This window comes from Streptomyces sp. CA-210063 (assembly GCF_024612015.1).
Lineage (GTDB): Bacteria > Actinomycetota > Actinomycetes > Streptomycetales > Streptomycetaceae > Streptomyces.
Genome location: NZ_CP102512.1, coordinates 10377582 through 10403927, shown reverse-complemented (window position 1 = coordinate 10403927; position 26346 = coordinate 10377582). Strand labels below are relative to the sequence as shown.

The window sequence follows — 26346 nt, the reverse complement described above, 5'->3', positions numbered from 1 at the left end:
CATGCCACAGGTCGCCATCACCCTCGCCGAGGGCCGCACCCCGGCGCAGATCCGGGACTTGATGCACGAGGTGCACGCAGCGGTCCTGCGCACCGTGAACACGCGGCCCGAGTACATCCGGGTCGTCGTCCACGAGGTCCCCCGGACGCACTGGGCCACCGGTGACGTCACCCTCACCGAGATGGACGCCGCCACGGCACAAGCGGAGGAGCAGTCATGAGGTTTTCGTTGTTCGCGCACATGGAGCGCTGGGACGAGGAGGTCAGTCACCGGCAGCTCTTCGAGAACCTCTCCGAGCTGGCCCTGATGGCCGAGGCCGGCGGGTTCGGCACCGTGTGGATCGGGGAGCACCACGCGATGGAGTACACGATCTCCCCCAGCCCGATGCCGCTGCTCGCCCATCTGGCCGCGAGGACCTCGACCATCCGCCTGGGCGCGGGGACCATCATCGCCCCGTTCTGGCACCCGCTCAGGGTCGCCGGTGAATGCGCGCTGCTCGATGTCATCAGCGACGGCCGGATGGAGGTCGGACTCGCCCGGGGCGCCTACCAGTTCGAGTTCGACCGGCTGGCGGACGGGCTGCCGGCCGCCGACGGCGGAAAGCACCTGCGTGAGCTGGTGCCGGCCGTCCGGGCGCTCTGGCAGGGCGACTACGCCCACGACGGCGAGATCTGGCGGTTCCCGACCTCGACCAGTGTGCCCAAGCCGGTGCAGCAGCCCACCCCGCCCATGTGGATCGCCGCTCGCGACCCCGCCTCCCACGACTTCGCGGTGGCGCAGGGCTGCAACGTCATGGTCACCCCGTTGATGAAGGGCGACGAGGAGGTCGTCGACCTCAAACGGAAGTTCGACACGGCGGTGGCGAACCATCCGGAGGTGCCGCGCCCCGACCTGATGGTGCTGCGGCACACGCATGTCCACTCCCCCGACGACCCCGACGGCTGGCGGCCGGCCGCGGAGGCGATCAACCGCTTCTACCGCACCTTCGACGCCTGGTTCGGCAACAGGACCACCCCGCGGAACGGGTTCCTGCCGCCCAGCCCGGAGTCGAAGTTCGAAGGCCGTCCGGAGTTCCAGCCGGAGTCGCTGCACAGGACCGCGATGATCGGCACCCCGGCCGAGGTCATCGAGCGGCTGCGTTCCTACGAGGAGCTCGGCGTCGACGAGTACAGCTTCTGGATCGACAACAGCATGTCGCACGAGGAGAAGCGCAAGTCCCTGGAGCTGTTCATCAAGGAAGTCATCCCGGCCTTCCAGTGAGTGACCAGTTCGGTCGGCAGCGCCCTGGTCGAGTCCTCGACCAGGGCGCTGCCGTAGGCACCCTCCACGGCGGCTCGCTGACCACGGCCGGCGAAGGACAACCCCGCACACGTCCTGGACTCCGGGCCGGTAAACGGGCAGCGAACGGGCACGCACGGCAGGCGAGCGGGCAGCGGCCGCCCGCGACCGGAGCCCGTCCGCCGCATCGTCCAGGGTCTGCGGACTTCAGGAAACGGGCACGTTCGGTCATGAAGTGCTCTACGACGAACCTGTTCAGCAGAGCGGCCGCCTTGTAGAAATTGCCTCAGGAGCCCGAACGGGCAGGGCTCCGGAATCAGCCGCCGCTGGCCGGTACAGCACGTGGAGCCGTGAAACGGAGGTGTCGCCGTGGACGCCGATGAGCGCAGACGTGGAATCCTTGAAACGGCACGCCGTACCGGATCCGTGGATGTCGGAAAACTCGCCGCCGACCTCGGGGTCTCCAAGGAGACCGTGAGGCGCGATCTGAACGTACTGGAGGAGCACGGGCTGGTCCGGCGTACCCACGGCGGTGCGCATCCCGTGGAGAGCGCGGGCTTCGAGACCACGCTCGCCTTCCGTACCACCATGCACGTCCCGGAGAAGTCCCGGATCGCGGCCGCCGCGGCCGGACTGCTCGGGGACGCCGAGACCGTCTACATCGACGAGGGCTACACCCCACAGCTCATCGCCGCCGCTCTCCCCCGCGACCGCCCACTGACCGTGGTCACCTCCTCGCTGGCCACCGCGGGCGACCTGGCTTCCGCCGAGAACATCACCGTGCTGCTGCTCGGCGGCCGGGTGCGCGGCGGGACCCTGGCCACGGTCGACCACTGGGCGACCCACATGCTGTCCGGCTTCGTCATCGACCTGGCGTACGTCGGCGCGAACGGCATCTCCCGCGAGTACGGACTCACCACCCCCGATCCCGCGGTCAGCGAGGTGAAGGCCGAGGTCATGCGCGTCGCCAGACGCCGGGTGTTCTCGGGCGTCCACACGAAGTTCGGCGCCGTGAGCTTCTGCCGATTCGCGAATGTCACGGATTTCGAGGCCGTCGTCACCGACGCGGGGCTGCCCGCCGCGGAGGCCCACCGCTACTCACTGCTGGGGCCCCAGGTCATCCAGGCCTGAGCCGCAGTACCTCTCCCTGTCCCACCCCCGCAAGGCCGGGGGCCTGGTTCCCCATGCCCTCGAACACCCTCTGGAGCAGTCATGCGCACACGAAGAATGACACAGGTCCTCGTCACGGCCACGGCCGCGGGCTCGTTGCTGGTCGCCTGCAGCGGGGCGGGTGGCTCCACCGGCTCCGGCGGCGACGGGGAGAGCATCAATGTGCTGATGGTCGGCAATCCGCAGATGGAGGACATCGCGGAACTGACGAAGAGCACGTTCACCAAGGACACCGGCATCAAGGTGAACTTCACGATCCTTCCCGAGAACGAGCTGCGGGACAAGGTCACCCAGGACATCGCCACCCAGGCCGGCCAGTACGACGTCGCCACCGTCGGCGCCTACGAGGTGCCCGTCTGGCACGAGAACGGCTGGCTGCACGAGCTGGACTCCTATGCCGACAAGGACAAGAACTTCGACAAGGCCGACCTGCTCAAGCCGATGGTGCAGTCGCTCTCCGGCGGCGACGGCAAGATGTACGCCCTGCCGTTCTACGGCGAGTCCTCCTTCCTCATGTACAACAAGGAGGTCCTGGCGGAGAAGGGCATCACGATGCCCGAGCGGCCGACCTGGCAGCAGGTCGCCGACGCCGCCGCCAAGGTCGACGGAGCCCGTCCCGGGATGAAGGGGATCTGTCTGCGCGGCCTGCCGGGCTGGGGTGAGCTCGGCGCGCCGCTGACGACGATGGTGAACACCTTCGGCGGCACGTGGTTCACCAAGGACTGGAAGGCGCAGGTCAACAGCGCCAAGTTCAAGGAGGCGACGGACTTCTACGTCGACCTGGTGCGCGAGCACGGTGAGGCGGGCGCCCCGCAGGCCGGGTTCACCGAGTGCCTGAACGCCATGGGCCAGGGCAAGGTCGCGATGTGGTACGACGCGACCAGCGCGGCCGGATCGCTGGAGGACCCCAAGTCCAGCAAGATCGCCGGCAAGGTCGGTTACGCCTACGCGCCGGTGGTGGAGACAGAGAGCAGCGGCTGGCTGTGGACATGGGCGTGGGCCATGCCGAAGACCACGAAGAAGGCCGATGCCGCCTCGCAGTTCATGCTGTGGGCCTCCAGCAAGAAGTACGAGGAGCTGGTCGGCGAGAAGCTGGGCTGGGCGCGGGTCCCGGCCGGCAAGCGGGCCAGCACCTATGAGATCCCCGAGTACAAGAAGGCCGCCGCGTCCTTCGGTGACATCACCCTGAAGTCCATTCAGGAGGCCGACCCCACCAACCCGGGCGTCCAGCCGAGGCCCACGGTGGGCATCCAGTTCGTGGCCGTCCCCGAGTTCCAGGACCTCGGGACCAAGGTGACCCAGGAGATCTCCGCGGCCATCGCCGGCCAGACCAGCGTGGACAAGGCGCTGAACGACGGCCAGAAACTCGCCGAGGAAGTCGCCGCGAAGCACCAGTGACCCGGAAGTGCCCGGCCGGCCTCACCCGCCGGCCGGGCACCCGACCGCGACCCGGCCGTCACCGGCCAAGGGAACTCTCATGACCACGCTCATCGAACCATCCAGAACAGCACCACCTCCCGTGCGTCCCCCCACAGCCACCGCCATCAGCAAGTGGCGGCGGCGCGGTCCGCTGCTTCCGGCGCTGATCTTCACCGTCGTCGTCACCCAGCTGCCCTTCGTGGCCACCCTCGTCATCTCCACCTTCCAGTGGAACATCCTGCAACCGGCCGACAGGCACTTCACCGGACTGTCCAACTACGGGGTCGTCTTCACCGACGGGCGACTGCGCGCGGCCGTGCTCAACACCGTCGTGCTCACCGCGTCGGTGGTCGTCATCAGCGTGGTCCTCGGTCTGGCTCTGGCGCTGCTGCTCGACCGCCGCTTCCCCGGCCGGGGCCTGGCCCGCACCCTGCTCATCGCCCCGTTCCTGGTCATGCCGGTCGCGGCGGCGCTGCTGTGGAAGCACGCCATCTACAACCCCGACTACGGCCTGCTCAACGGCACCCTCAACGCCGTCTACCAGTTCTTCGGCGCCGACCACGGCCCCACGATCGACTGGGTGTCCAACTTCCCCATGCCGGCCGTCGTGCTGTCCCTGGTGTGGCAGTGGACCCCGTTCATGATGCTGATCCTGCTGGCCGGCCTGCAGGCGCAGCCCGGCGACGTCCTGGAAGCGGCCCGCGTCGACGGGGCCTCGGCGCTGCAGACCTTCCGCCACATCACGCTGCCGCACCTGCGGCAGTACATCGAGCTGGGCGTCCTGCTCGGCACGATCTACGTCGTGCAGACCTTCGACGCGGTGTACACCATCACCCAGGGCGGCCCCGGATCCCGGACGACCAACCTGCCGTACGAGATCTACCTGACCATGTTCCGCAAGTACGAGTACGGCGAGGCAGCCGCCGCCGGTGTCGTCGTCGTCCTCGGCTCGATCGTGATCGCGACCTTCGCCCTGCGGACCATCGCGTCGCTGTTCCGCGAGGAGGTGTCCCGATGACCGCGCATGTGGCAGCCGCCCCTGGGGCGAGGCTGAAGAAGCTCCTGCGGCGGCGCGACGACCACGGCGGCGTGCCACGGCTGTCGCCCCTGTGGACCTTCGTCGCCTGGCTCGCCACGCTGGCGTTCTTCGCGCCCGTGGCGTGGATGGTGCTCACGTCCTTCCACCAGGAGGCGGACGCGGCGACCAACCCGCCGACCCCTTTCGCCCCGTTCACCTTCGAGCAGTACGAGACACTGTTCGGCCGGAACATCACCCCCTTCCTCCTCAACTCGGCCATGGCCAGCGTCATTTCGACGCTCCTCGTCCTCGCCCTCGCGGTACCGGCGGCCTACGCCCTGTCCATCAAGCCGGTCGAGAAGTGGACCGACGTGATGTTCTTCTTCCTCTCCACCAAGTTCCTCCCCGCCATCGCCGCCCTCCTGCCGATCTACCTGATCGTCAAAGAGGTCGGGATGCTCGACAACGTGTGGACGCTCGTCATCCTCTACACCGCCATGAACCTGCCGATCGCGGTATGGATGATGCGCTCCTTCCTCGCCGAGGTCCCCAAGGAGATCCTGGAGGCGGCCGAGGTCGACGGCGCGGGCCTGCTCACCGTGCTGTGGCGGGTCGTCGCGCCGGTCGCCATGCCCGGACTCGCCGCCACCTCGCTGATCTGCTTCATCTTCAGCTGGAACGAATTCCTTTTCGCCGTCAACCTCACGGCGACGACGGCATCGACCGCGCCGGTCTTCCTGGTGGGCTTCATCACCAACGAGGGCCTCTTCCTCGCCCGGCTCTGTGCCGCCGCGACGCTGGTCTCCCTGCCGGTCCTCATCGCCGGTTTCGCCGCCCAGGACAAACTGGTCCGCGGCCTGTCCCTAGGAGCAGTCAAGTGAAAGCCGCTGTCATCGAAGCCCCCGGCAAGGTCACCGTCGCCACGGTGCCCGATCCCACTCCCGGGCCGCGCGAGGTCGTGGTCGATGTGGCGGCCTGCGGACTGTGCGGGACCGATCTGCACATCCTGCAGGGCGAGTTCGCACCGACCCTGCCCGTCGTGCCGGGCCATGAGTTCGCCGGGGAGGTCGTGGGCCTCGGCAGCGAGGTCACCGAACTCGCGATCGGCGACCGGGTCGCCGTGGACCCCTCGCTCTACTGCAACGAGTGCCGCTACTGCCGGGTCGGACGCAACAACCTCTGCGACCGGTGGGCGGCGATCGGAGTGACCGTGGCGGGTGGAGCCGCCGAGTTCGCCGTGGCGCCCGTCGCCAACTGCGTACGGCTGCCCGACCATGTGGACGTCCAGGACGCGGCGCTGATCGAGCCGTTGTCCTGCGCCGTGCGCGGCTACGACGTGCTCAGCGGCAGGATGGGCTCCCATGTGCTGATCTACGGCACCGGCACGATGGGCCTGATGATGCTGGAGCTGGCCAAGCGCACCGGCGCCGCCTCGGTGGATGTCGTGGACGTCAACCCGGAACGGCTGGCGACCGCTCAGAAGCTGGGCTGTTCACAGGCGGCGCTCTCCGCCGAGGAGTTGGGGCGGACCGGCGGCTGGGACGTGGTCATCGACGCGACCGGCAACGCCGCCGCCATCCAGGACGGCCTCGAACGCGTCGCCAAGGCCGGAACCTTCCTGCAGTTCGGGGTCTCCGACTACGCCACGACGGCCACCATTTCGCCGTACCGCATCTACAACCAGGAGATCACCATCACCGGCTCCATGGCGGTGCTGCACAGCTTCGAGCGCGCCGCGGAACTGTTCGGCACGGGGGTGCTCGATCCGCAGGTGTTCATCAGCGACCGGCTGCCGCTCGCGCGGTACCCGCAGGCACTGGACCAGTTCGCCGCCGGCCAGGGACGCAAGATCATCGTGCTGCCCTGACCTTCGTGATCATCGGGCTGCCTGTCCACGGTGAAGATCGTTCGCCGCACCGGCCTGGACCACCAGGTTCACGGCCGGCGCGGAGCCGGGCTGTGCCGGCCGTGAACCGTTTCCCGCGGGTCAGGCGGCCTGGGTGAGTTCGGCGCGGCCGAACAGCAGGGCGTGGCCGGAGGGGAGTTGGGCGAGGATACGGCTGAGGAGTTCCTCGCCGGCGAGCTGGGCCACGATGCGCAGGACGGTACCGGTGTCCCAGCGGGTGGTGGCCGCCGTGCCGCCGGTGCGGGACGCGAGGTCCTTGACGAAGCCCCAGCCGGAGAGGGGTTCGGCGGCGGGGACCTCGGAGGTGAAGATGACGGCGGCCCCGGTTCGGGCAGCGGGGCGCCGCCTCAGGCCCACGGAACGGCTCGGTCGGGCGGACGCTGATTCCGGCGAGACGGGCCCGGAACGCCTCCCCCGCCTCCCCCGTCGGCCCCGTCGTCAGCCCTCGACGGCTCCCGTGCTCGGCTGTCGGTAGGGCCGCACCGCGCGGCGCGCTATGGCGAAGCGGTGCGTCTCCGACGGGCCGTCGTAGATGCGGAACGGCCGCACCTCCCTGTACAGACGGGCCAGTGGGGCGTCGGCGGCCGAGATGCCGAGGGCTCCGCAGATCTGCACCGCCCGGTCGACCACCCGGTTCACCGCCTCCGCCACGAAGGTCTTGGACACCGAGGTGAGCTGCGAGGCGGCGGCGGAGCCGGTGTCCAGCTCCCAGGCGGTCCGCAGGATCAGGGCGCGGCTCGCCTCGATGTCGATCTCGGAGTCGGCCAGCATCTGCTGGACCATGCCGAGGTCCCCCAGTGCCGAGCCGAACGCCATCCGGCTCCCCGCCCGTTCCAGCGCGACGTCCTGGGCACGCCGGGCCGCCCCCAGCCAGCGCATGCAATGGGTCATCCGGGCGGGACCGAGCCGGACCTGGGCGCCTTCGAAGCCGCGGTCCACCGCGCCGAGCACCTGCTCCTCCCCCACCACACACGCGTCGAAGACGATCTCGCTGTGCCCGGCGAAGAGCGACTCGTCCAGCGTCTCGATGCTGCGGACGAGCCGCATGCCGGGATTGTCGGCGTCGACCAGGAACATGGTGGCGCCGCCCGGATCGCCCGGGCTGCCGGAGGTCCGGGCCATGACGATGGCGAAGCCGGCGCCCTGGGCTCCGGTGATGAACCACTTGTGCCCGTCGATGCGCCAGCCGCCGGGCACCCGGGTCGCGGTGGTGCGCAGGGAGCGGGGGTCTGCGCCCGCTCCCGGAGCCGGTTCGGTCATGGCGAAGCAGGACCGTGTCCCGCCCGCGGCGAGCGGACGCAGATACGTCTGCTTCTGCTCTTCGGTGGCCACCTTCTCCAGCAGGTGCATGTTGCCCTCGTCCGGGGCGGCGCAGTTCAGCGCCAGCGGTCCGAGCAGCGAATAGCCCGCCGCCTCGAACACCACCGCCTGCCCACGCAGGTCCAGCCCGTGTCCGCCCCACCGGGTCGGTACGTGCGGAGCGAACACGCCCGCGTCACGGGCGGCCTTCTGCAGGGTTTCCCGCACTGCCTCGGGGGCGTCGTGCACGGACCCGCCGCACTCGCGCTCGGCCGGAATGACCACCTCGCGTACGAACTCTGCTGTGGTTGCGGCGAGTTGGGCGACAGTCGGATCGACATCGAACTGGATGGGCACGGGACCTCCTGCCGAGGGGCGTACGGGCATCGGTTCCCGTCGCGTCCTAGAAACTGTATAGCGTCTTCAGTATCTTGCCGGGAAGCGCCCTGGACGGGAAGCACCCGGCGACGGGAAGACGACAGGAGAAACACCCATGAGCCTCCCCGTGAGCACCGAGCCGGTCCGGATCGTCCGCCACCCCGACCGGGTCGTCGAGCTGAGACTGGACGATCCGGGGAGGGGCAACGCCCTGGACCTCAGGACGGCCGAGGCACTGCGTGACCGCGCCGCCGAGGTGGCCGCGGACCCGGGCGGCGCGGTCCTGCTGCGGGCGGCGGGCGGCAGCTTCTGCGTAGGCGGTGACCTGCGCGCATTCGCCGGTCGCGGCACGGAGACCGGCGCCTATGTGCATGCCGTGGCGAGCGCCGCGCACGCCGCGATACAGGCTCTGCACGACCTGCCGGTGCCGTTGGTGACCGCCGTGCGCGGCGCGGCCGCGGGGGGCGGGATCGGTCTCGCGCTCGTGGGTGACCTCGTTCTGGCGGCCCGGTCCGCGCGGTTCCGGCTGGCGTACACGGCGATCGGGCTCACGCCGGACTGCGGGGCCTCGTGGTTCCTGCCGCGCCTGGTGGGCCCCCGTAGGGCGGCGGACCTGGTCCTGACCAATCGGGTCCTGACCGGCGACGACGCCGAACGGTGGGGCCTGGTCTCCCGGTGCGTGGACGACGAGGAACTGGACGACGCGGCCCACCGCGCCGCGGCCGATCTGGCCGCCGGCTCCGGTGCAGCGCTGCGCGCCGCGAAGGGCCTGCTGCGCGCCGGAGTCGATGACGGGCTGCGCCTTCACCTGGCCGAAGAGGCACGGCTGATCGCCGCCCTGGCGGACGGCCGGGAGGCACAGGACCGCATGGCGTCGTTCCTCGCCGCGCGGGGCCGCCCGAAGGCGGGTGGCGGCCGGACCGAGGCCAAGGAACCGGAAAGTGTTTCTTGACTCCCTCTTCACTAACGGGCCCGCCGGGGCGTAACCTCCGGGCAACACAGAACCGAGGAACCGGTCACCACAGAACCGGGGAAAAGGTGTGGCGATGCAATCTCCTGCCGTGGACCTTCCGGACGCGTCCGACGGGTCCCTCACCGAAGCCGTCGTCGACCTCGTTCTGCGAGGGATGTGGCGCGGCCGGCCGGAGTCGGAGCACCGTCCGCTGGTCGACGCCGGGCTGGCCATGGTGAAGGGGCCGGTGGTGCTGCCGACCGAGCGTGCCAAGGCCGCCGCCGCGCAGATCCTGCGGGTTTCCGCCGGCTCCGAGCAGGAGCAGCGGATCACCGCGGCGTACGAGGCGTTCCTGCCGGTCAACCGGAAGATCCGCGATGTGTGCACGGCCTGGCAGTGCCGCCCCGACGGCACCGTCAACGACCACTCCGACGACGTCTACGACGCCGGGGTGCGCGAGTCCCTGGAAGACGTGCACGAGGCCATCCAGCCCGTGCTGCGCAGGCTGGACCCGGTGCTCGCGGGCAGCGGACGCTACCTGACGGCCCTGGCGGACGCCCTGGACCGCTTCGACGACGGGGCGCCCGAGTGGCTGGCCTCGCCGCTGTGCGACTCGTACCACACCGTGTGGATGCGGCTGCACCAGGAGCTGCTGCTCGTCCTGGGGATCAGCCGGGCCGAGGACGAGGCCCGTGAAGAGGAGCTGGTCACAAGGAGCCGGGGTTGAGCGTCACCGACCGCGAGGCGGGCCCGCTCGCACAGTCCGGGGCGCCCCTCGCGCCCTCTGAGACCTCCGCGACCTCCACGACCTCCACGACCTCTGGAACCTCCGCGACCTCCGCGCTCTCCGGGACTTCCGCGTCCTCCGGGTCCTCCGGGTCCTCCGCGTCCTCCGCGTCCCCCGCGTCCCCCGCGTCCTCCGGCCGGATCCTCGTGCCGTACGGCCAGGGGCGGATCCGGGGCCTCGACGCCGACGAGCTGGGCGCGCACGGCGCGGCGATGGACCGGCTGGTGGCTCTCGGCCTGCCGGTCGTGCCGGGACTCACCGTGCCCGCCGGCGCCGCCGCGTCGCTGTGCGAACCCGACACCGCCGAAGCCGCCGTGGACCTGGTCGAACAGCTCTCGGGGCGGCGGATCGGCGACGCTGCCCGGCCGTTGCTGCTGCGCCTGTCGGCGAGTGCGCCGACCGAGATCGCCGGACTGCCGCCCGACCTGGCGTGTCTGGGCATCGCCCCCGCCCGTGCCGACGACCTGTGCGCCGTCATCGGGCGTGAGGACGCGCTGTACGACGTGTGGGCCACCACCGTGCGCATGGTCGCCGAGTACGCCCTCGACGTGCCCGGCGCGGTGCTCGACGACGCACTCCTGGACACGCCCGGGCCACGGGCACGGGTCGACGTACTGCTGTCCCTCGTGGCGGAGCACGGCTCCCGGCCCTTCCCCGACGACCCGGCGCAGCAGCTCGCGCTGGCCGCCCGCGCCCTTCTCGCCCGGTGGGACTCACCGCGCGCACGAAGGTCCCGCCGGGCCCAGCGGCTCCCCGCCGAGCTGGCTGTCGCCCTGCATGTGCAGGCCCTGCGCATCGGCCCGGCGGACCACTCGGGCTACGGCACGGCGGTCAGCCGCGATCCCGAGACCGGACGTCTGGCCCCGCAGGGCTCCTTCTTCCGGGGAGTGCGCCGCAGCGCCCCGCCGCCGCACACCGGCGAACCGCTGGACCGGCTCGCGGGCGGCGCCGCGCTCCTTGAGCACTCCCTGCTCACCCTGGAGCGGCATCTGCGCGCGCCGGTGTCGGTCGACTTCGAGGTCCGCGACGACGAGATCTCCCTGCTCGCCGCCTCGGCGCAACTCCGCCCGCCGCTGCGCGCCTCGGTGTGTCTGGCAGCGGACCTGGCCCGGGACGGGGCGCTCGGCCGCGAGGAGGCCGTACAGCGGATCACCCCCGCCCAGGTGCAGGAACTGCTGCACCCCCAGCTACGGCTCACCGGCGGGGAGGACCTCCTGGTGACGGGGCTGCCCGCATCCCCGGGGGCGGCGACCGGAGCGGTCGTGCTGTCCAGTGAACGCGCCCTCGAACTGGCCGCGGACGGTACTCGGGTCGTCCTCGTGGCCGCCGAGACGACCCCGGCGGACGTCCCCGGGATGTTGGCCTCCGCCGCCGTACTGACCGGCAGCGGCGGCATCGCCTCGCACGCCGCCGTGGTGGCGCGGGGCGCCGGCAAGCCCGCGGTGTGCGGCGCCGAGGGACTGCGCGTCGACCTGGCCGCCGGGACGGTCCGCTTCGGGGACCGTGTGGTGCGCGAGGGCGACCCGGTCTCGCTGGACGGCCGTACCGGCGCCGTCTACGCGGGAACACTGAGCGTCAGTGTCGCCGGACCGCCGCCCGAGCTGTCCACCTTGCTGGAGTGGGCGGACGGCGTACGCCGGCTGGGCGTGCGGGTCAACGCCGACACGGCGGCCGAGGTGGAGACGGCCCTCGCCCTGGGCGCGGAGGGGGTCGGGCTGTGCCGTACGGAACACCAGTTCCTCGGCGAGCGGCTGCCGCTGATCCGCCGGGTGCTCCTGGCCGCCGACCCGGCCGCTCGCGACGAGGCGCTGGTGGCGCTGGAGCGCGCGCAGCACGAGGACTTCCACGCGCTGCTGGCCGCCGTGGGGAACCGCCCGGTGACCGTGCGTCTGCTGGACGCCCCGCTGCACGAGTTCCTGCCCGCGCCCGGGCAGGCCCTGGACGCGGCCGAGGAGCAGCGGGCCGCCGCGCTGCGCGAGGCGAACCCCATGCTCGGGCTGCGCGGGGTGCGGCTGGCGCTGCTGCACGAGCGGCTCTACCCGGCGCAGGCCGAGGCGCTCTTCACCGCCTGGGCCGATGTCGCCGCCACCGGAGTCCGGCCGGATCTGGAGGTCATGATCCCGCTCGTGAGCCTGCCGGAGGAACTCGCCGCCGCTGCCGCGTACGTGCGCGGTGCCGCCGACGCGGTCGCCGCCCGCACCGGCGTCGAGGTCCCGTACCGGCTCGGCACGATGATCGAGACCCCGCGGGCCGCGCTGCTGGCCGGCGAACTCGCCGAGCACGCCGAGTTCTTCTCCTTCGGCACCAACGATCTCACCCAGCTCACCTACGGGTTCTCCCGGGACGACGTGGAGCGCCAGGTGCTCGCCTCGTACCAGGAACGCGGGTTCCTGACGGCCAGCCCGTTCGCGCGGCTCGACCCGCACGGGGTGGGTGCACTGGTCGCCCTGGCGGCCGAGCGGGCACGGAGCGTGCGGCCCGGCATCAAGCTGGGCGTGTGCGGTGAGCACGGCGGGGACCCCGAGTCGATCGCCTTCTGCGACGACGTCGGTCTCGACTACGTCTCCTGTTCCGCGCACCGCGTGCCGGTGGCCAGGATGGCGGCCGCGCACAGTGCCCTGCGGCAGCGGCGGTACGTCGACAACGAGGAGCGGCGCGACGAGAGCGGGAGCGCACGATGACGAGCACCATGACCGACGGCACGGCCCTGTCGGACACCGAGCTGGAGGATCTGCGCGAGACCGTTCGGTCGGTGTGCGCGGACGCCGGCGGCACCGCCACGGTACGCCGGCTGGCCGAGGAGGCCCCCGGCATCGACGCCGAGTTGTGGGACGCGCTCGGCCGGCAGGTCGGCCTCGCGGCCCTCGGCCTGCCCGAGTCGGCGGGAGGCATCGGCGGCCTCGCCGAGATCGCCGTGGTCTGCGAGGAGTTGGGCCGGACGCTGGCACCGGTCCCGCTGCTGTCCTCCACCGTGCTGGCCGGGCAGGTGCTGGCCGGCTGCGGTACGGCCGACAAGGCGCTGGCCGAGCTGGCCGAGGGCACCGTGCACGCCCTGGCGGTGGCCGCGCCCGACGGGACGTGGCGGGCCGACGCCGTGCCGGTGGCCGTTTCCTGGCAGGGCGGCGTCCCGCTGCTGGACGGCACCGCGCCGTTCGTCCTCGACGGCGCCGACGCCGAGGTGCTGGTGGTGGCCGCGGCCGGGGCCGACGGAGTGGACCTCTTCCTGGCCGACCCGCGCGAGCCGGGGGTGACGGTGCGCCGCGTGCCCACCCTGGATCTCAGCCGGGGCCAGGCGGTGGTCACCTTCTCCGGTGCCCGGGCCAGGGCGCTGACCGCCGGCGGCGAGGGGGCGGACATCGTCTCCCGCGCCCTGGACGTGGCCCTGGTGGCGCTGGCCGCCGAGCAACTGGGCGGCGCACAGGCCGCGTTGGACATGACGGTGGCCCATGTGCAGGGCCGTACCCAGTTCGGCAGGGCCATCGGCGGCTTCCAGGCGGTCAAGCACGCCTGCGCCGACATGCTGCTCCAGGTCGAGGCCGCACGGTCGGCCGTGGTGCGCGCGGTCCGGTCGGACGGCTCGCCCCAGGCGCTGGCCGAGGCGGCGGCGGTGGCACAGGCGTGGTGCGGCGAGGCGTTCGTCTCCGTCGCCGCCGAGTGCGTGCAGTTCCACGGCGGGATGGGCTTCACCTGGGAGCACGACGCGCACCTGTACTTCCGGCGCGCCCAGTCCGACGCGGTCCTGCTGGGCGGCGCCGCACACCATCGGGAACGGCTGGCCGGCCTGCTGGGCTGGTGACGTGGAAGGCGGAACGGCATGACCACCAGGCTCATCGACGAGTCGTTGTTCGAGAACATCGAGAACATCGAGCACCTCGAGCACCTCGAGCACCTCGAGCACCTCGAGAACGTCGAGAACGTCGAGAACGTCGAGAACGTCGAGAACCGGGCGTTCGGCGACGGGGACGCACCGCGTCTCGTGGGCGCCCGCTGCTCCGGGTGCGGCACCGTCGTCTTCCCCCGGCAGGACTCGTGCCCCAGGTGTTCGGACGGGGCGATGTCCGCGCGGGTGCTGCCGGTGAGCGGGCGCGTGTGGTCGTGGACGCTCCAGGCGTTCCCGCCGAAACCGCCGTACCGGCCTCCGGCCGGCGGGCACCAGCCGTACCACGTGGGCTATGTGGACCTGGGGGAGGTGCTGGTGGAGTCGCTGCTGACGGTTCCGCGCGCGGACATCCGGATCGGTCTGCCGGTCCGGCTCACCACGGTGCCCGCGTACCGGGACGAGGACGGGACCGAGGTAATGACCTTCGCTTTCCGCCCGGAGCGGGACGGGGAGCGATGAGCCGGACCGACGACGTGTACGTGGTCGGATGCGGCATGCATCCCTTCGGCCGCGACGAGAGCGTCACCGGAATGGACATGGCCGAGCGTGCGGTGCGCGAGGCGCTGGCCGACGCCGGTGTCGCCTGGGAGGACATCGGCTACGCGGCCGGCGGCTCCGACGTGTCCGGCAAGCCCGACACGCTGGTGGGCCGGCTGGGCCTGACCGGAGTGCCGTTCGTCAACGTGCAGAACGGCTGCGCGACCGGCGCCTCCACCGTGCTCACGGTGGCCAACGCGCTGCGCGCGGGCGAGGCCTCCCTGGGACTGGCGGTGGGGTTCGACAAGCACGAGCGGGGCGCGTTCCATGTCTCCGCGGCCCGCTACGGGCTGGGCGACTGGTACGCCGAGACCGGCATGATGCTCACGACCCAGTTCTTCGCGCTGAAGACCCAGCGGTACCTGTACGAGCACGGGATCTCGGAGCGGGCACTGGCGATGGTGGCGGCGCGGGCCTTCCGCAACGGCGCGGACCACCCTCTGGCCTGGCGGCGCAAGCCGCTGACGGAGCGGGAGATCCTGGACTCCGCCGAGGTCAGTCCCCCGCTCACCCAGTACATGTTCTGCTCACCGGGACAGGGCGCGGCGGCCCTGGTGCTCGCGCTCGGCGACCGCGCGTTCGACCTGTGCGAACGACCGGTCAGGGTGGCGTCGTTGGCCTTCAGGACCCGGCGGTTCGGCTCGTTCGAGGTGTTCTCGCCCTGGCTGCCCCCGGGGCCGCACCGCAGCCCCAGCGTCGACGCCGCGGAGGCTGTGTTCCGCACGGCGGGGGTGCGGCCCGCGGACGTACAGGTCGCCCAGTTGCAGGACACCGACAGCGGCTCGGAGCTGATCCACCTGGCGGAGACCGGGCTGTGCGGCCACGGCGAGCAGGAGGAACTGCTGGCCTCCGGGGCCACCGATCCGACGGGCCGGATACCGGTCAACACCGACGGCGGTTGTCTGGCCGGCGGGGAGCCCGTCGGCGCCTCGGGGCTGCGCCAGTTCCACGAGGTCGTACGACAGTTGCAGGGCCGGGCGCCCGGTGTGCAGGTGCCGGGCGCTCCCCGGGTGGGCTTCACCCATGTGTACGGGGCGCCCGGCATCAGCGCCTGCTCGGTCCTCACGGTGTGAAAGGGGCGGACACCGCCATGCAGTACGGCAGCAGAACCGCACTCGTCACGGGCGGGGCCCGCGGAATCGGCCTGGAGATCGGCCGACAGCTCGCGGACCGGGGGCTGCGGGTCCTGGTCGGGGCGCGCGATCGGGCGGCGGCCGAGGAGGCGTGCCGTGACCTCGGCCCGGCGGCACTGCCGCTGGCGCTGGACGTGACCTCCGCGAAGAGCGTCAGCGAAGCGGTCCGGGAGGCACGGGAGCTGACCGGCGGGATCGACGTCCTGGTGAACAACGCGGGAGTGTCCCTGGACGGGGAACTGCGGCCCCCGTACGTCGACGAGGACATCCTGCGCTCGACACTGGACACGAACCTCACCGGCGCCTGGCGTGTGGCGCAGGGCGTCGTCCCGGGCATGGTGGAGGCCGGCTACGGGCGGGTCGTGAACGTGACCAGCTCGTACGGTTCGCTGGCGCTGATGGACTCCGGGCGGCACCCCGCCTACCGGATCTCCAAGGCGGCGCTCAACGCCCTGACGCGTATGCTCGCCGCCGAGTTGGCCGGCACGGGCGTCCTGGTCAACGCCGCCGACCCCGGCTGGACCCGCAGCGGTATGGGCGGCCCGTCCGCTCCGCGCGGTCCGGAGGAGGGTGCGGACACCCCGGTCTGGCTGGCGACCCTTCCCGAGGGTGACGGGACGACGGGCGGGCTGTTCGCCGACCGCGAGGCACTGTCCTGGTGAAGCGCCTCAGCTCCGGGACGTGGCCGGCTTCGCCGGGTTCTGCTCGGTGGCGACGATGCGCAGTGCCAGCGCCCTGACCGCCTCCAGCACGGACCGGGAGGGCAGTCGGGACAGCGGCCCTCCCTCCGCCCGCAGCGCGGTGACGAGCATGGTCGTACTGATCAGCGTGCGGACCGCGAGCGCCTGTGCCGCGTGCCGGGCCTTCGCCGCCCGGGGACTGCGGGTGGTGCCCTCGGGCAGATAGTCGTAGCCGCGCTGGATGTGGCGCTGCTCGAACTCGTCCCGCAGCAGCTTGACGCTGCCGTTGGCCGAGGCGACCTGGACCTGGTACAGCCGGGCCTCGTCCGGGTTCTGCTCCACCCAGTCCCACACGGCGTCGATGACACGGATCAGACTCTCCGCGTCACCCGGCTCGGACTCCGGACGGGCCGCCTCCACGACCGCGTTCAGCTGGTCGAAGACCCGTCGCATGGCGAGTTCGAGCAGTTCTTCCTTGCCGTCGAAGTGGTAGTAGACGGCCGTCGGCACCACTTGGGCCTCGTCCGCGATGTCCTGGATGCTGGTCTCCGCGAACCCGTTGCGGCCGAACACCCGCACGGCGGCGGTGATGATGTGCTGCCGCCGCGAGGGCCGGTGGGCGGGCTGCTTGCCGTTCTTCGTGGTGGCCATCATGCTCCCTGCCGACTGCCGTGAACCCGCGTCCGTGGGCCCTGCGTACTGAGGATCCTATCCAGTAACTTCCACCACCCGTCAGCATAATTCCTGCTGCTTATGGGGCTCTGGGACACTCGCGGCCCGGCATACTTGACATCATGACGACCTCCCGGACCCGCGCCGCTCACCGTCCGTCGCGCAAGCAGTGGGTGATCGAAGCAGCCACCGAGTTGTTCGCCACCCAGCCGCCGGACGAGGTGACGGTGGCCGACATCGCCGCTCGTGCGGAGATGACCTCGGCAGCGGTGTACTACCACTTCTCCTCCAAGGACCAGGTCCTGGCGGAGGGGATGCGGGTGTTCGCCACCGCGCTGCGCGAGCAGCTGCACGCGATCACGGAAGCCCATGAACCCGGCACGGACATCGGAGCGGCGGTCACCACGCTGCTGGCCTGGATGGGCGAACACCGGTCCGCCGCCACCGTGTTCTTCGTGTCGTCGGCCGGCATGAGCCAGGATGCGGAGGCGCTGCGCCAGGAGAGCCGTACGGAGTTGCTGGACGAGCTGATGCGGTTGATCCGCAAGGCCCGCGCGTCCGCCTCCGACGCCGAGGCGGCGGTGATCGGCCTGGGCCTGCTGGCGCTGCTGGAGACCGCGACGATCTCACAGGTGCGGGGCGACGACGTCTACCGGTCGCTGGGGCACCGCTCCTTCGTCCGCGAGGTCGGCGAACTCTCGGAGCGGATCGCCGACCCGACCACCTAGGGGGTGTTTTGAAAGCCCCCTAGAACCGCGATCACATCAGCAGGCGGAGGGGCTTGCTCAGCAGTTCACCGACCGTGCGCAGATATTCGGCGGCGGGTGCCCCGTCGACGGCGCGGTGGTCGAAGGTGAGGCTCAGCGTGAGCACCCGCGTGCGCAGCGGCCTGTCGTCCACCCACTCGACGCCGTCCCTGAGCCTGCCCACCCCGAGGATCGCGACATTGCCGGGGTTGATCACGGGGGTGAAGAAGTCGACGCCGTATCCGCCGAGCGAGCTGACGGTGAAGGTGGCCCCTTCCAGTTGGGCGGGGGAGATCCGCCCCTCGCGCGCGGCCTGGGCCAGGGCCCTCGACCGGCGCGCGATCTCGGGCAGCGGCAGCGCCACCGCGTCCTCGATCACCGGGACCATGAGGCCGCCCGGAACGGCCACCGCGAAGCCCAGGTGGATGCCGTCGAGCAGATGGATGCCGTCCTCCCGCACCGTCGCGTTGAGCAACGGGTGCTCCCGCAGGGCGAGAGCGGCGGCCTTCAGCAGGAAGTCGTTGAGGGTGGGCACCGGCAGTTCGCTGTCGGCCCACTCCTCCTTGAGCCGGTCCCGCAGGGACACCACGGCGTCCATCCGCACCTCGTAGCCGTGCGTCAGCTGTGCCATCTCCTGGAGGCTGGCGTGCATCCTGCGGGCGATCGTGCCGCGCATCCCGGTGAGCGGGAGGACGTCGCCGGGCTGCGGGTCCACGTTCCGGCGAGCAGGCGCCGGCGTGACGGCGTCGAGGTCGGACCGGCGGATCCGGCCGCCCGGCCCGGTGCCGTTCACGCCGGAGAGGTCGATGCCCCGCTCCTTCGCCAGCTTGCGGACCAGCGGCGAGGAGGAGGTGCCGCCCGGCGGGACCGGTGCGACGACGTCGCCGGGGAGGGCGGCGAGGAACTCCTCCACGTCCTCGGAGACGATCCGGCCGCCCGGTCCCGTGCCGCGTACGGCGGTGAGATCGATGTCGGCGGCCGCGGCGACCCGCCGGGCGTTCGGTGAGGACGGCAGCCGGCCGGCGGTGCCGTTGACGGAGGGCGCCACGGCGGCACCACCGGTACCCATGAGGGCCGGCACGGCGGTCGTGCCCGCATCGCCGCCGAGGGCCGGCAGGGCGGCCGCGCCCGCACTGGACCCGGACCCGGCGGGCATCGGCGTACCCCCCGGGTCCGGTGGCTGCTCGCCTTCGGCCAGCAGCCAGCCGATGAGGGCCCCGGCCGGCACGGTGGCGCCCGCCGGGACCACCGGGTGGAACAGTCCCCCGGCCTCCGCCTCGACGTCCACGTCGACCTTGTCGGTGGCCAGCCGCAGCAGTGCGTCGCCCTCCGTGACGGCGGCGCCGGTGGGCACCAGCCATTCGTCGATCGTGCCTTCCTGCATGGTCAGGCCGATCTTCGGCAGCAGGATCTCGACCGCCACGTCGGTCACGACCTTTCGAGGAGGCGCCGGCAGCCCTGGGCGATGCGGGCGCGATCGGGCACGTACGCCTTCTCCAGGACCGGGGAGAAGGGCACCGGGGAGAAGGGGGCGCCGATGCGCAGGACCGGCGCGTCCAGGTAGTCGAAGACCGTGTCCTGGATCTGGGCGGCGATCTCCGCGCCGAGCCCGCCGAAGGTGACGGCCTCGTGCACCACGAGGACCCGGTTGGTGCGGCGGACGGAGGCGAACATCGTCTCGGTGTCCAGCGGCTGCACGGTGCGGGGGTCGATCACCTCGATCTCCACGCCCTCGGCGGCGAGTTCGTCGGCCGCCGCGAGGGCCTCCCCCACCATGCGGCCGAGGGCGATCACGGTGACGTCGGAGCCCTGCCGCGCGGTGTGCGCCTGGCCCAGCGGGATGCCGTAGATCTCCTCGGGCACCTCGCTGGTGCTGCCGAGGAGGACCTTGTTGAGCATGACGACGACCGGGTTGTCGTCCCGGATGGCCGAGACGGTCAGGCCCTTGGCGGAGTACGCGTCGCTCGGCATCACCACCTTGAGGCCGGGCACATGGGCGAGCCAGGCCTCAAGGCTCTGGCTGTGTTGGGCGGCGGCGCCGAGGCCCGCGCCGGAGGCGGTGGTGATGGTGAGCGGCACGGACAGGCCGCCGCCGAACATGTACTTCATCTTGGCGGCCTGGTTGACGATCTGGTCGAGGCAGACGCCGATGAAGTCCATGAACATCAGGTCGACGACGGGACGCAGACCCCGGGCGGCGGCTCCCACGCCGAGGCCGACCAGGGCGGCCTCGGAGATCGGGGTGTCGATCATGCGGCGGGGGCCGAACTCGTCGAGCAGGTTGTCGAACATACGGAACACGCCGCCGTATCCGGCCACGTCCTCGCCTGCGACGAAGACGTTCTCGTCCTCGCGCATGGCCTGCGCGAGTCCCTCGTTGAAGGCCTTGACGTAGGAGAGCTTGCGGGGGGCGGCGACCGGGGTGACGGCCGGTGCCTCGGTGGTGGTGGTCATGGCGGTCATCCCGAGTAGACGTTGAGCAGCAGGTCGGCGGGGTCGGGCAGCGGGCTCGCCTCGGCGTACGCGATGGCGTCGGCGATCTCGTCGCGCGTGCGCTGCCATACGTCGTCCAGCTCCGCACGGGTCGCGGTGCCGTCGGCGACCGCCCGGGCCTCGATCAGGTCGATGGGGTCGCGGGACTTCCACTCGGCGACCTCCTCGTCCGAGCGGTAGGGGTGACGCAGACCCTTGACGCCCTGGTGGTCGAAGAAGCGGTAGGTCTTGGCCTCGATCATCATCGGGCCCGCGCCGGCCCGGGCCCGTTCGACGGCTTCGGTGGCGGCGCGGTGGACGGCGACCGCGTCCATGCCGTCGACGATCACGCTGGGCATGCCGTAGGCGGCGGCCCGGTCGGCGACATCGGTGAGGAGCATGTGCCCGGACTGCGGGGTGAACTCCGCGTAGCCGTTGTTCTCACAGACGAAGACGACGGGCAGGCCGAGGATCGCGGCCATGTTGGCGCCCTCGTGGAAGGCGCCGATGTTGGTGGCGCCGTCGCCGAAGAAGGTCACGGCGACGCTGTCCTCGCCCTTGTAGCGGGCGGCGAAGGCGGCGCCCACGGCGATCGGGACGCCCGCCCCGACGATGCCGTTGGCGCCGAGCATGCCGCGGGTGAGGTCGTTGATGTGCATGCTTCCGCCGCGGCCGAGGCACGCGCCGGTGACCCGGCCGTACAGCTCCGCGTACATCTCGCGGAAGCCCACCCCCTTGGCCACGGCGTGCCCGTGGCCGCGGTGGGTGGAGGTGATCTGGTCGTCGTCGCGCAGGGCCGCCATCACGCCCGCGGCGACGGCTTCCTGGCCGACATAGAGGTGGAGGAAGCCGGGCAGTTTGCCGGCCTCCATGAGTTTTCCCGCCTCGGTCTCGAACAGCCGGATGCGCACCATGCGCTCGTGCAGGTCCCTGATGACCTGCGTGCTGACCTGAGGGGATTTCTTCGACGCCGTCGACGCTCGTTGAGCCATCGTCCGCCCCTTCGCCCGAGGGAGGTTGCCAAGCAATCGGACTTACTTGTGCCGGTCTACAGTAACCAACACGGGGCACCTTACTGAACAGCGTCTCTAATTACTACGCCCAGAACCCTCATCGTGACCCCGCGCGTCCACCAACTCGACGGCATTGCCCTCCGGATCGGCCCAGAAGCTGATCCGCCGGCCGCGCGCCCGGACGACGACCGGGTCCGACAGGGGCCGGGCACCCGCGGCCGGCAGCGCCGCCACCACCGGGTCCATGTCGTCGAGATGGAAGGTGAGATACGACAGTCCCGACCGCCCGGCCGGCAAGGCACCCGCACCCGCCGACACCGGCGCCGACCGGGGAAGGATCAACTTGACGCACCCTCCGGAGGGCACCCGGAGCCAGACGACCACCAGCTCGCCGCCGAGCCCTGCCGGGCCCCCGACGGACTCCGGTACGCGTGAGCGGTGCTCGGCGCGACAGCCGATCACCTCGCAGTAGAAGCGCTCCATCAGCTCCAGGTCCCGCACCACGACACCCACCTCGAACGGCCGGGTCATGACCATCACGCCCACCCCCACGGGACACCGAGCGGCAACTTCGCCACTTTCTATTGACAGACCACACTAAGTCCTGTTGTCGTTTCGGTCACAACCCAGCCGTCGCGTTTCGAAGCCGGTCACCGGCTCGCGGCTGGGAGGATTGTGAGGACATCGTGGTCCAGACCAGTTCGCCGGAGACTCGGGAAGCAGGCGCTGAGCGCAGGTCGCCGACGTCGGCGCCCTCGGCCCCGTCGACCCCCGAGTACTCGTCGTGGATCAGCCAGGACCGGTCCACCGACGCCGCCTCCGTGACGATGCGGCGGGAGGCCGCCGAACTCGTCGAGCGGGTGATGGCGCACTACCGCGACAACACCACGCACGAGGCGGACGGCCAGTGGACGGAACCCGTGGCCAACTACCTCGACGCCGACCGCTGGCAGCGCGAGACGGACGCCGTCCACCGCAGTGTCCCGCTGCCGCTAGCCATGTCGTGCGAGCTTCCCGGGCCGAACACGTACAAGGCGATCGACGTGCTCGGCATCCCCGTACTGATCACCCGCGACCGCCAGGGCGCGGTGCACGCGATGATCAACGCCTGCCGGCACCGGGGGGCCAAACTCCTCGAACCCGGCTGCGGGGTGTCGAAGCGGCTCACCTGCCCGTACCACTCCTGGTCCTACGACCTGGCCGGGGAGCTGCGGGGCGTGTACGCCGAGAAGACCTTCGGCGAGGTCCCGCGCGAGGGCCGCAGCCTCGTCAGGCTCCCGGCCGGGGAGCGCGCGGGGATCGTCTTCGTCTCGCTGGACCCGGCGGCCGAGCCCGACCTGGACAGTTGGCTGGGCGATCTGCAGCCCCTGCTGGAGGGCCTCCGGCTGGCGGAGTGCCACCACTACTCCACCGGCGAGCTGACCAGTCCCAACTGGAAGGTCACCCTCGACGGCTATCTGGAGACGTACCACTTCGCCTCGCTGCACCCCAAGACGGTGTTCGAGACGAACCTCTCGAACATGATGGCCCACGACACCTGGGGCCCCCATCAGCGCATCGCACCGGCCCTGCGCCCCATCGCGCAGGCGGTCGACCTGCCGCCGGACCAGCGTGACCCCGGGGACTGTGTCGGCCCCATCTACTGGCTCTACCCGGGCCTCGCGATCGCCGGCGGCTGGCGCCAGAAGATCGCCGTCTCCCTGGTACTCCCCCGGACGGCGACCGAGTCGGTGACCCAGCAGATCATCCTGCTGCGGGAACCGGCGGTCACCGAGGAGGAACGCCAGGCCGCCGACCGGTTCGGCGCCTGGTTCCACGAGGTGGTCCGCGACGAGGACTACGCGACCACCTACGGAGTCCAGCAGGGTCTGAAGGCCCTCGACGGGACCGACTTCGTCTTCGGACGCAACGAGCCCGGGCTCCAGCACTTCCACCGCACCATTCACCAGCACCTGGACAGAGGCGCCACAGCCGCCCCCAGAGCCGCCAGGTGAGCAACCAACAAGACTCGCGGGAGAACACCATGGTGGCTACGGGCAGCCTCGACGGACGTGTCGCGGTGATCACGGGAAGCACGCGCAGCATCGGCCGCGCCATCGCCGAGGCCTTTCTGGCCGACGGCGCCACGGTCGTCGTCAGCGGCCGCAGCGAGATCAAGGGCAAGCAGGCCCTGGAGGAGATGGGCGCCGGGGACCGGGCCGTCTTCCACCCCTGCGACGCCAACAGCCAGGAGGACATCGAGGGCCTCGCCGACTTCGCCGCCGAGCGGTTCGGCCGGCTCGACATCTGGGTCAACAACGTCGGCGGCAGCTCCGGCTTCGCCCCGATCCACCTGCTCAGTGACGAGGCGTGGCACGACGCTCTCAAGCTGAACGTCAACGGCTACTTCTACGGCACCCGCCGGGCGCTGCCGAAGATGCTGGAGAACGGCTGGGGCCGCATCATCAACATCTCCTCGGTCGAGGGCAAGCAGGCCAACAAGCCCGCGATCAGCCACTACATCACCAACAAGCACGCCATCCACGGCCTGACCAAGGCGACCGCCTTCGAGTACGGCACGCAGGGCATCACCTGCAACGCCATCTGCCCCGGCGCCGTCGACACCGACCTCATGCGGGCCGCGGGTCCCGCCGCTGCGGAGGCCGAGGGCATCTCGTACGAGGACTGGCTGGGCCGGTTCGCCGAGCACGCCGCCACCAAGAAGATCACCACGGTGGAGCAGATCGCGGCTGTCGCCTCGCTGCTCGCGAGCGACGCCGGGGCGGGTATCACCGGCACGCTGATCAGCGTCGACGGCGGTACGGCGCAGTGGTAGGCGCAGGACGGGCAGGGGCAGGGGCAGGCGCGGGTACGGAGAGCGGGAGACCTCGGTCATGAAGAGCTGGATCACGGACTGGCAGCGCAGTGAGCGGCTGCCGCACTACACCCGCGCCAACGCGGGCGAGACCCTGCCGGAGCCGGCCAGCCCGCTGGGCTGGACCCTGGTGTGGGGGCGCGGCCTGCGGGGCTGGCGCAACGGCTTCGTCGGTTTCGGCATCTACCGCGACGAGGAGGTGGCCGGTCCCCGGCCGCCGTTCGTCGGGATGTTCGGCGGCTACTTCTATCTGAACCTGTCGCACATGCGGCTGTTCGGCATCCGTATGGGCCAGACGGCGGACCAGATCGACGCGGCCTTCGTCGGTCAGCGCTCCGACACCCCGGTGTACGTGGCGCACCCGGACGACCAGGACGAGGAGCTGACCGGCAAGGCGGGCGCGACGCTGCAGCGGATGCTCGGCCAGGCCGGCTTCCCCGAGGCCGACGCCGACCGGGAACGGCTGCGCGCCCTGCGCCGTGCGCGTCCCGGCCTGACGGAGCTGTCCGACGCCGAACTGGTGGCGCACGCACGGTCGTTGCTCGACGAGGTCGAGACGACCTTCCAGCGGCACGTCGAGTCGTCGCTGCCCGCGTCCGTCGGACCGGCGATCCTCGGCCCGCTGTGCGCGAGCGTGGACCGCCCGGGCGCCATGCTCGACCTGATCGGCGGTCTCGGCGACGTCGACTCGGCCTCCCCCTCGACCGGGTTGTGGACGCTGTCCCGTCAGGTGGCGGCCTCGGCCGAGCTGAGCGCGCTGTTCGACCGGGGCCCGGCCGCGGTGGAGCAGGCGCTCGACGGGGCGAGCGGGGACGTGAAGGCGTTCCGTGACTCCTTCGAGGAGTTCGTGGCGGAGTCCGGCGACCGCGGCCCCAACGAGTGGGACATCCACGCGCTGTCCTGGGAGGCGGCGCCCGTCCAGGCGCTGGCCCTGGTCGACCGGATCCGGCACAGCCCCGACGACGACTCACCGGCCGCCCGCCAGAGGCGGCTGGCCGAGGGGCGTGAGCGGACGGCGCGGGAGATCCGGGCCGCGCTGCCCGAGGAGGCGCAGCCCATGTTCGACGCCGGCATGCACGCCTCCCAGGTGTGGATCCCGGCCCGCGAGCGCACCAAGGCGAACTGCGTCACCGTCGTCAACGAGATCCGCATGGCCGTTCGGGAGCTCGGCCGCCGCGGCGTCGAGGCGGGTCTCTTCGCCCGGCCCGAGGACGTGATGATGCTGCTGGACACCGAACTGGACGACTATGTCGCCGATCCGGAGTCCTTCGGCCCCGTCATCGCGCGGCGGCTGGAGGAGTACGCGGGCCTGCACGAGCTGGAGCCGCCGTTCTTCGTCGCCGACGACGCGCGGACCGAGATCGACAGTTGGCCGCGCCGCGCCGAGGAGCGGACCGCGGCGGCCGTCGAGGGTGATGTGCTCGGTGGGGTGGGCGGCAGCCACGGCACCTACACCGGCAGGGTGCGGGTGGTCACCGACCCGGCCTCGTGCGAGGCGCTGGAGCCCGGCGAGGTGCTGGTCGCGCCGATCACGGACGCGGCCTGGACCCCGCTGTTCCTGGTCGCCGGAGCGGCCGTCGTGGATGTGGGCGCGCTCAACAGCCACGCCGTGGTGGTCTGCCGCGAGCTGGGCATCCCGGCCGTGATCTCCGTCGAGGGCGGCACGCGGCGGCTGCGGGACGGCATGGTCGTCACGGTCGACGGCGACAAGGGCACGGTCACCGTGGACGGCGTCCCGGCGGCAGCCGCCATCTGAAGCACCGCGGGCCCGTCGGCTCTTCCTGCCCGCTCGACGGGCCCGCGGGCACGACCACGAAAGGAGCACCGTGGCAGAGGAAGTCATCGTCGCCGGCTGGATGGACTACGAGCCCGGCGACCGCGACACGATGCTGGGCCACCTCGTCGAGCTGGGCCACCGTACCCGTGCGGAGGAGCCCGGCTGTCTGGACTACGCGATGACCGCCGATCCCACCGACGAGCGGCGCATCCGGGTGTACGAGCGCTGGGCCTCCCAGCAGGCCCTCGACGAGCACTTCACCACCGCGCACATCAAGGACTTCCGGACCGCGGTGGCCGAACTGACCCGGGTGGGGGTCTCGTTGGACGCGTTCGGCGTCACCGGGGCACGGCCCATGCGCTGAGTCCGTCATCC

25 protein-coding genes and 1 pseudogene are annotated in these 26346 nt (G+C 71.4%); 19 read left to right on the top strand and 7 right to left on the bottom strand.

From position 1 onward, the window contains the following. Position 1: 1 nt before the first annotated feature. The 7 genes from JIX56_RS45330 (at position 2) to JIX56_RS45300 (ending at position 6752) form a co-directional block, all read left to right on the top strand. On the top strand, positions 2-220 hold the full coding sequence (locus JIX56_RS45330) for a tautomerase family protein (RefSeq protein WP_257549992.1): 219 nt from the start codon (positions 2-4) through the stop codon (positions 218-220). Beyond that, positions 217-1260, top strand: coding sequence for an LLM class flavin-dependent oxidoreductase (locus JIX56_RS45325; RefSeq protein WP_257549990.1), 1044 nt, complete (start codon positions 217-219; stop codon positions 1258-1260). Before JIX56_RS45330 ends, JIX56_RS45325 begins: the two co-directional genes overlap by 4 nt. A 387-nt stretch (positions 1261-1647) precedes the next feature. After that, complete coding sequence (locus tag JIX56_RS45320) at positions 1648-2409, top strand: DeoR/GlpR family DNA-binding transcription regulator (RefSeq protein WP_257549989.1); 762 nt, start codon at positions 1648-1650, stop codon at positions 2407-2409. 81 nt (positions 2410-2490) lie between these two features. Continuing rightward, positions 2491-3846, top strand: a complete 1356-nt coding sequence (locus JIX56_RS45315; protein WP_257549987.1) for an ABC transporter substrate-binding protein — start codon at positions 2491-2493, stop codon at positions 3844-3846. Between the two features lie 79 nt (positions 3847-3925). Next, positions 3926-4885, top strand: a complete 960-nt coding sequence (locus JIX56_RS45310) for a carbohydrate ABC transporter permease (RefSeq protein ID WP_257549985.1) — start codon at positions 3926-3928, stop codon at positions 4883-4885. After that, positions 4882-5766: a carbohydrate ABC transporter permease gene (locus JIX56_RS45305; protein WP_257549984.1), complete on the top strand. Its 885-nt coding sequence runs from the start codon at positions 4882-4884 to the stop codon at positions 5764-5766. Before JIX56_RS45310 ends, JIX56_RS45305 begins: the two co-directional genes overlap by 4 nt. Further along, complete coding sequence (locus JIX56_RS45300) at positions 5763-6752, top strand: zinc-dependent alcohol dehydrogenase family protein (protein WP_257549982.1); 990 nt, start codon at positions 5763-5765, stop codon at positions 6750-6752. Before JIX56_RS45305 ends, JIX56_RS45300 begins: the two co-directional genes overlap by 4 nt. Positions 6753-6872: 120 nt before the next feature. Here JIX56_RS45300 and JIX56_RS45295 read toward each other — a convergent pair. Beyond that, positions 6873-7233 (bottom strand): annotated as a pseudogene (locus tag JIX56_RS45295) (DUF2267 domain-containing protein). After that, a complete protein-coding gene (locus tag JIX56_RS45290) occupies positions 7230-8447 on the bottom strand; it encodes an acyl-CoA dehydrogenase family protein (protein WP_257549980.1) in 1218 nt (405 codons plus the stop codon). The pseudogene JIX56_RS45295 and the gene JIX56_RS45290 overlap by 4 nt, the downstream one beginning before the upstream one ends. Before the next feature lie 136 nt (positions 8448-8583). Here JIX56_RS45290 and JIX56_RS45285 point away from each other — a divergent pair, with 136 nt between their 5' ends. From JIX56_RS45285 to JIX56_RS45255, 7 genes are all read left to right on the top strand, one after another. Beyond that, positions 8584-9420, top strand: a complete 837-nt coding sequence (locus tag JIX56_RS45285; RefSeq protein WP_257549978.1) for an enoyl-CoA hydratase/isomerase family protein — start codon at positions 8584-8586, stop codon at positions 9418-9420. Positions 9421-9514: 94 nt separating this feature from the next. Beyond that, a complete protein-coding gene (locus JIX56_RS45280; RefSeq protein WP_257549976.1) occupies positions 9515-10147 on the top strand; it encodes a hypothetical protein in 633 nt (210 codons plus the stop codon). Next, on the top strand, positions 10144-12888 hold the full coding sequence (locus JIX56_RS45275; protein WP_306819919.1) for a putative PEP-binding protein: 2745 nt from the start codon (positions 10144-10146) through the stop codon (positions 12886-12888). Before JIX56_RS45280 ends, JIX56_RS45275 begins: the two co-directional genes overlap by 4 nt. After that, the gene (locus JIX56_RS45270; protein WP_257549975.1) at positions 12885-14003 is read left to right on the top strand and encodes an acyl-CoA dehydrogenase family protein; all 1119 of its coding nucleotides are present in this window, start codon (positions 12885-12887) and stop codon (positions 14001-14003) included. Before JIX56_RS45275 ends, JIX56_RS45270 begins: the two co-directional genes overlap by 4 nt. A gap of 18 nt (positions 14004-14021) precedes the next feature. Beyond that, positions 14022-14546 (top strand): Zn-ribbon domain-containing OB-fold protein, encoded by a 525-nt coding sequence (locus JIX56_RS45265; protein ID WP_257549973.1) that lies wholly within the window; start codon positions 14022-14024, stop codon positions 14544-14546. Then, positions 14543-15697: a thiolase family protein gene (locus tag JIX56_RS45260; RefSeq protein WP_257549971.1), complete on the top strand. Its 1155-nt coding sequence runs from the start codon at positions 14543-14545 to the stop codon at positions 15695-15697. The genes JIX56_RS45265 and JIX56_RS45260 overlap by 4 nt, the downstream gene beginning before the upstream one ends. A 17-nt stretch (positions 15698-15714) precedes the next feature. Next, positions 15715-16419, top strand: a complete 705-nt coding sequence (locus JIX56_RS45255) for an SDR family NAD(P)-dependent oxidoreductase (protein ID WP_257549969.1) — start codon at positions 15715-15717, stop codon at positions 16417-16419. A 6-nt stretch (positions 16420-16425) separates the two neighbouring features. Here the strand turns inward: JIX56_RS45255 and JIX56_RS45250 are convergent, their stop codons facing one another. Continuing rightward, entirely contained in the window at positions 16426-17091 is a 666-nt protein-coding gene (locus JIX56_RS45250; protein ID WP_257549967.1) for a TetR/AcrR family transcriptional regulator, read from the bottom strand. Between the two features lie 140 nt (positions 17092-17231). Here JIX56_RS45250 and JIX56_RS45245 point away from each other — a divergent pair, with 140 nt between their 5' ends. Next, positions 17232-17837 carry a TetR/AcrR family transcriptional regulator gene (locus tag JIX56_RS45245; RefSeq protein WP_257549965.1) on the top strand — a complete coding sequence of 202 codons (606 nt, stop codon included), beginning with the start codon at positions 17232-17234 and terminating at the stop codon, positions 17835-17837. A 31-nt stretch (positions 17838-17868) separates the two neighbouring features. On the opposite strand, the gene JIX56_RS45240 is transcribed toward JIX56_RS45245, so the two are convergent. The 4 genes from JIX56_RS45240 to JIX56_RS45225 form a co-directional block, all read right to left on the bottom strand. Continuing rightward, positions 17869-19287 carry a 2-oxo acid dehydrogenase subunit E2 gene (locus JIX56_RS45240; RefSeq protein ID WP_257549963.1) on the bottom strand — a complete coding sequence of 473 codons (1419 nt, stop codon included), beginning with the start codon at positions 19285-19287 and terminating at the stop codon, positions 17869-17871. Then, positions 19284-20309 carry an alpha-ketoacid dehydrogenase subunit beta gene (locus JIX56_RS45235; protein WP_257549961.1) on the bottom strand — a complete coding sequence of 342 codons (1026 nt, stop codon included), beginning with the start codon at positions 20307-20309 and terminating at the stop codon, positions 19284-19286. Before JIX56_RS45235 ends, JIX56_RS45240 begins: the two co-directional genes overlap by 4 nt. A gap of 5 nt (positions 20310-20314) precedes the next feature. After that, complete coding sequence (locus tag JIX56_RS45230; protein WP_257549959.1) at positions 20315-21319, bottom strand: thiamine pyrophosphate-dependent dehydrogenase E1 component subunit alpha; 1005 nt, start codon at positions 21317-21319, stop codon at positions 20315-20317. Positions 21320-21415: 96 nt separating this feature from the next. Next, entirely contained in the window at positions 21416-21871 is a 456-nt protein-coding gene (locus JIX56_RS45225; protein ID WP_257549957.1) for a VOC family protein, read from the bottom strand. 155 nt (positions 21872-22026) lie between these two features. On the opposite strand from JIX56_RS45225, the gene JIX56_RS45220 reads away from it, so the two are divergent. The 4 genes from JIX56_RS45220 (at position 22027) to JIX56_RS45205 (ending at position 26335) form a co-directional block, all read left to right on the top strand. Next, positions 22027-23334, top strand: a complete 1308-nt coding sequence (locus JIX56_RS45220) for an aromatic ring-hydroxylating oxygenase subunit alpha (protein WP_257549955.1) — start codon at positions 22027-22029, stop codon at positions 23332-23334. Continuing rightward, positions 23331-24155 carry an SDR family NAD(P)-dependent oxidoreductase gene (locus JIX56_RS45215; protein WP_257549953.1) on the top strand — a complete coding sequence of 275 codons (825 nt, stop codon included), beginning with the start codon at positions 23331-23333 and terminating at the stop codon, positions 24153-24155. The genes JIX56_RS45220 and JIX56_RS45215 overlap by 4 nt, the downstream gene beginning before the upstream one ends. Positions 24156-24213: 58 nt before the next feature. After that, positions 24214-25950: a PEP-utilizing enzyme gene (locus JIX56_RS45210; RefSeq protein ID WP_257549951.1), complete on the top strand. Its 1737-nt coding sequence runs from the start codon at positions 24214-24216 to the stop codon at positions 25948-25950. A 70-nt stretch (positions 25951-26020) separates the two neighbouring features. Then, a complete protein-coding gene (locus JIX56_RS45205) occupies positions 26021-26335 on the top strand; it encodes a putative quinol monooxygenase (RefSeq protein WP_257549949.1) in 315 nt (104 codons plus the stop codon). Positions 26336-26346 lie beyond the last annotated feature (11 nt).

Coding starts and splice junctions, on each gene's coding strand:
- JIX56_RS45325 (WP_257549990.1), top strand. CDS start 217: ATGAGGTTTTCGTTGTTCGCGCACATGGAGCGCTGGGACGAGGAGGTC.
- JIX56_RS45235 (WP_257549961.1), bottom strand. CDS start 20,309: ATGACCACCACCACCGAGGCACCGGCCGTCACCCCGGTCGCCGCCCCC.
- JIX56_RS45285 (WP_257549978.1), top strand. CDS start 8,584: ATGAGCCTCCCCGTGAGCACCGAGCCGGTCCGGATCGTCCGCCACCCC.
- JIX56_RS45260 (WP_257549971.1), top strand. CDS start 14,543: ATGAGCCGGACCGACGACGTGTACGTGGTCGGATGCGGCATGCATCCC.
- JIX56_RS45265 (WP_257549973.1), top strand. CDS start 14,022: ATGACCACCAGGCTCATCGACGAGTCGTTGTTCGAGAACATCGAGAAC.
- JIX56_RS45270 (WP_257549975.1), top strand. CDS start 12,885: ATGACGAGCACCATGACCGACGGCACGGCCCTGTCGGACACCGAGCTG.
- JIX56_RS45210 (WP_257549951.1), top strand. CDS start 24,214: ATGAAGAGCTGGATCACGGACTGGCAGCGCAGTGAGCGGCTGCCGCAC.
- JIX56_RS45310 (WP_257549985.1), top strand. CDS start 3,926: ATGACCACGCTCATCGAACCATCCAGAACAGCACCACCTCCCGTGCGT.
- JIX56_RS45255 (WP_257549969.1), top strand. CDS start 15,715: ATGCAGTACGGCAGCAGAACCGCACTCGTCACGGGCGGGGCCCGCGGA.
- JIX56_RS45280 (WP_257549976.1), top strand. CDS start 9,515: ATGCAATCTCCTGCCGTGGACCTTCCGGACGCGTCCGACGGGTCCCTC.
- JIX56_RS45315 (WP_257549987.1), top strand. CDS start 2,491: ATGCGCACACGAAGAATGACACAGGTCCTCGTCACGGCCACGGCCGCG.
- JIX56_RS45305 (WP_257549984.1), top strand. CDS start 4,882: ATGACCGCGCATGTGGCAGCCGCCCCTGGGGCGAGGCTGAAGAAGCTC.
- JIX56_RS45250 (WP_257549967.1), bottom strand. CDS start 17,091: ATGATGGCCACCACGAAGAACGGCAAGCAGCCCGCCCACCGGCCCTCG.
- JIX56_RS45330 (WP_257549992.1), top strand. CDS start 2: ATGCCACAGGTCGCCATCACCCTCGCCGAGGGCCGCACCCCGGCGCAG.
- JIX56_RS45230 (WP_257549959.1), bottom strand. CDS start 21,319: ATGGCTCAACGAGCGTCGACGGCGTCGAAGAAATCCCCTCAGGTCAGC.
- JIX56_RS45245 (WP_257549965.1), top strand. CDS start 17,232: ATGACGACCTCCCGGACCCGCGCCGCTCACCGTCCGTCGCGCAAGCAG.
- JIX56_RS45225 (WP_257549957.1), bottom strand. CDS start 21,871: ATGACCCGGCCGTTCGAGGTGGGTGTCGTGGTGCGGGACCTGGAGCTG.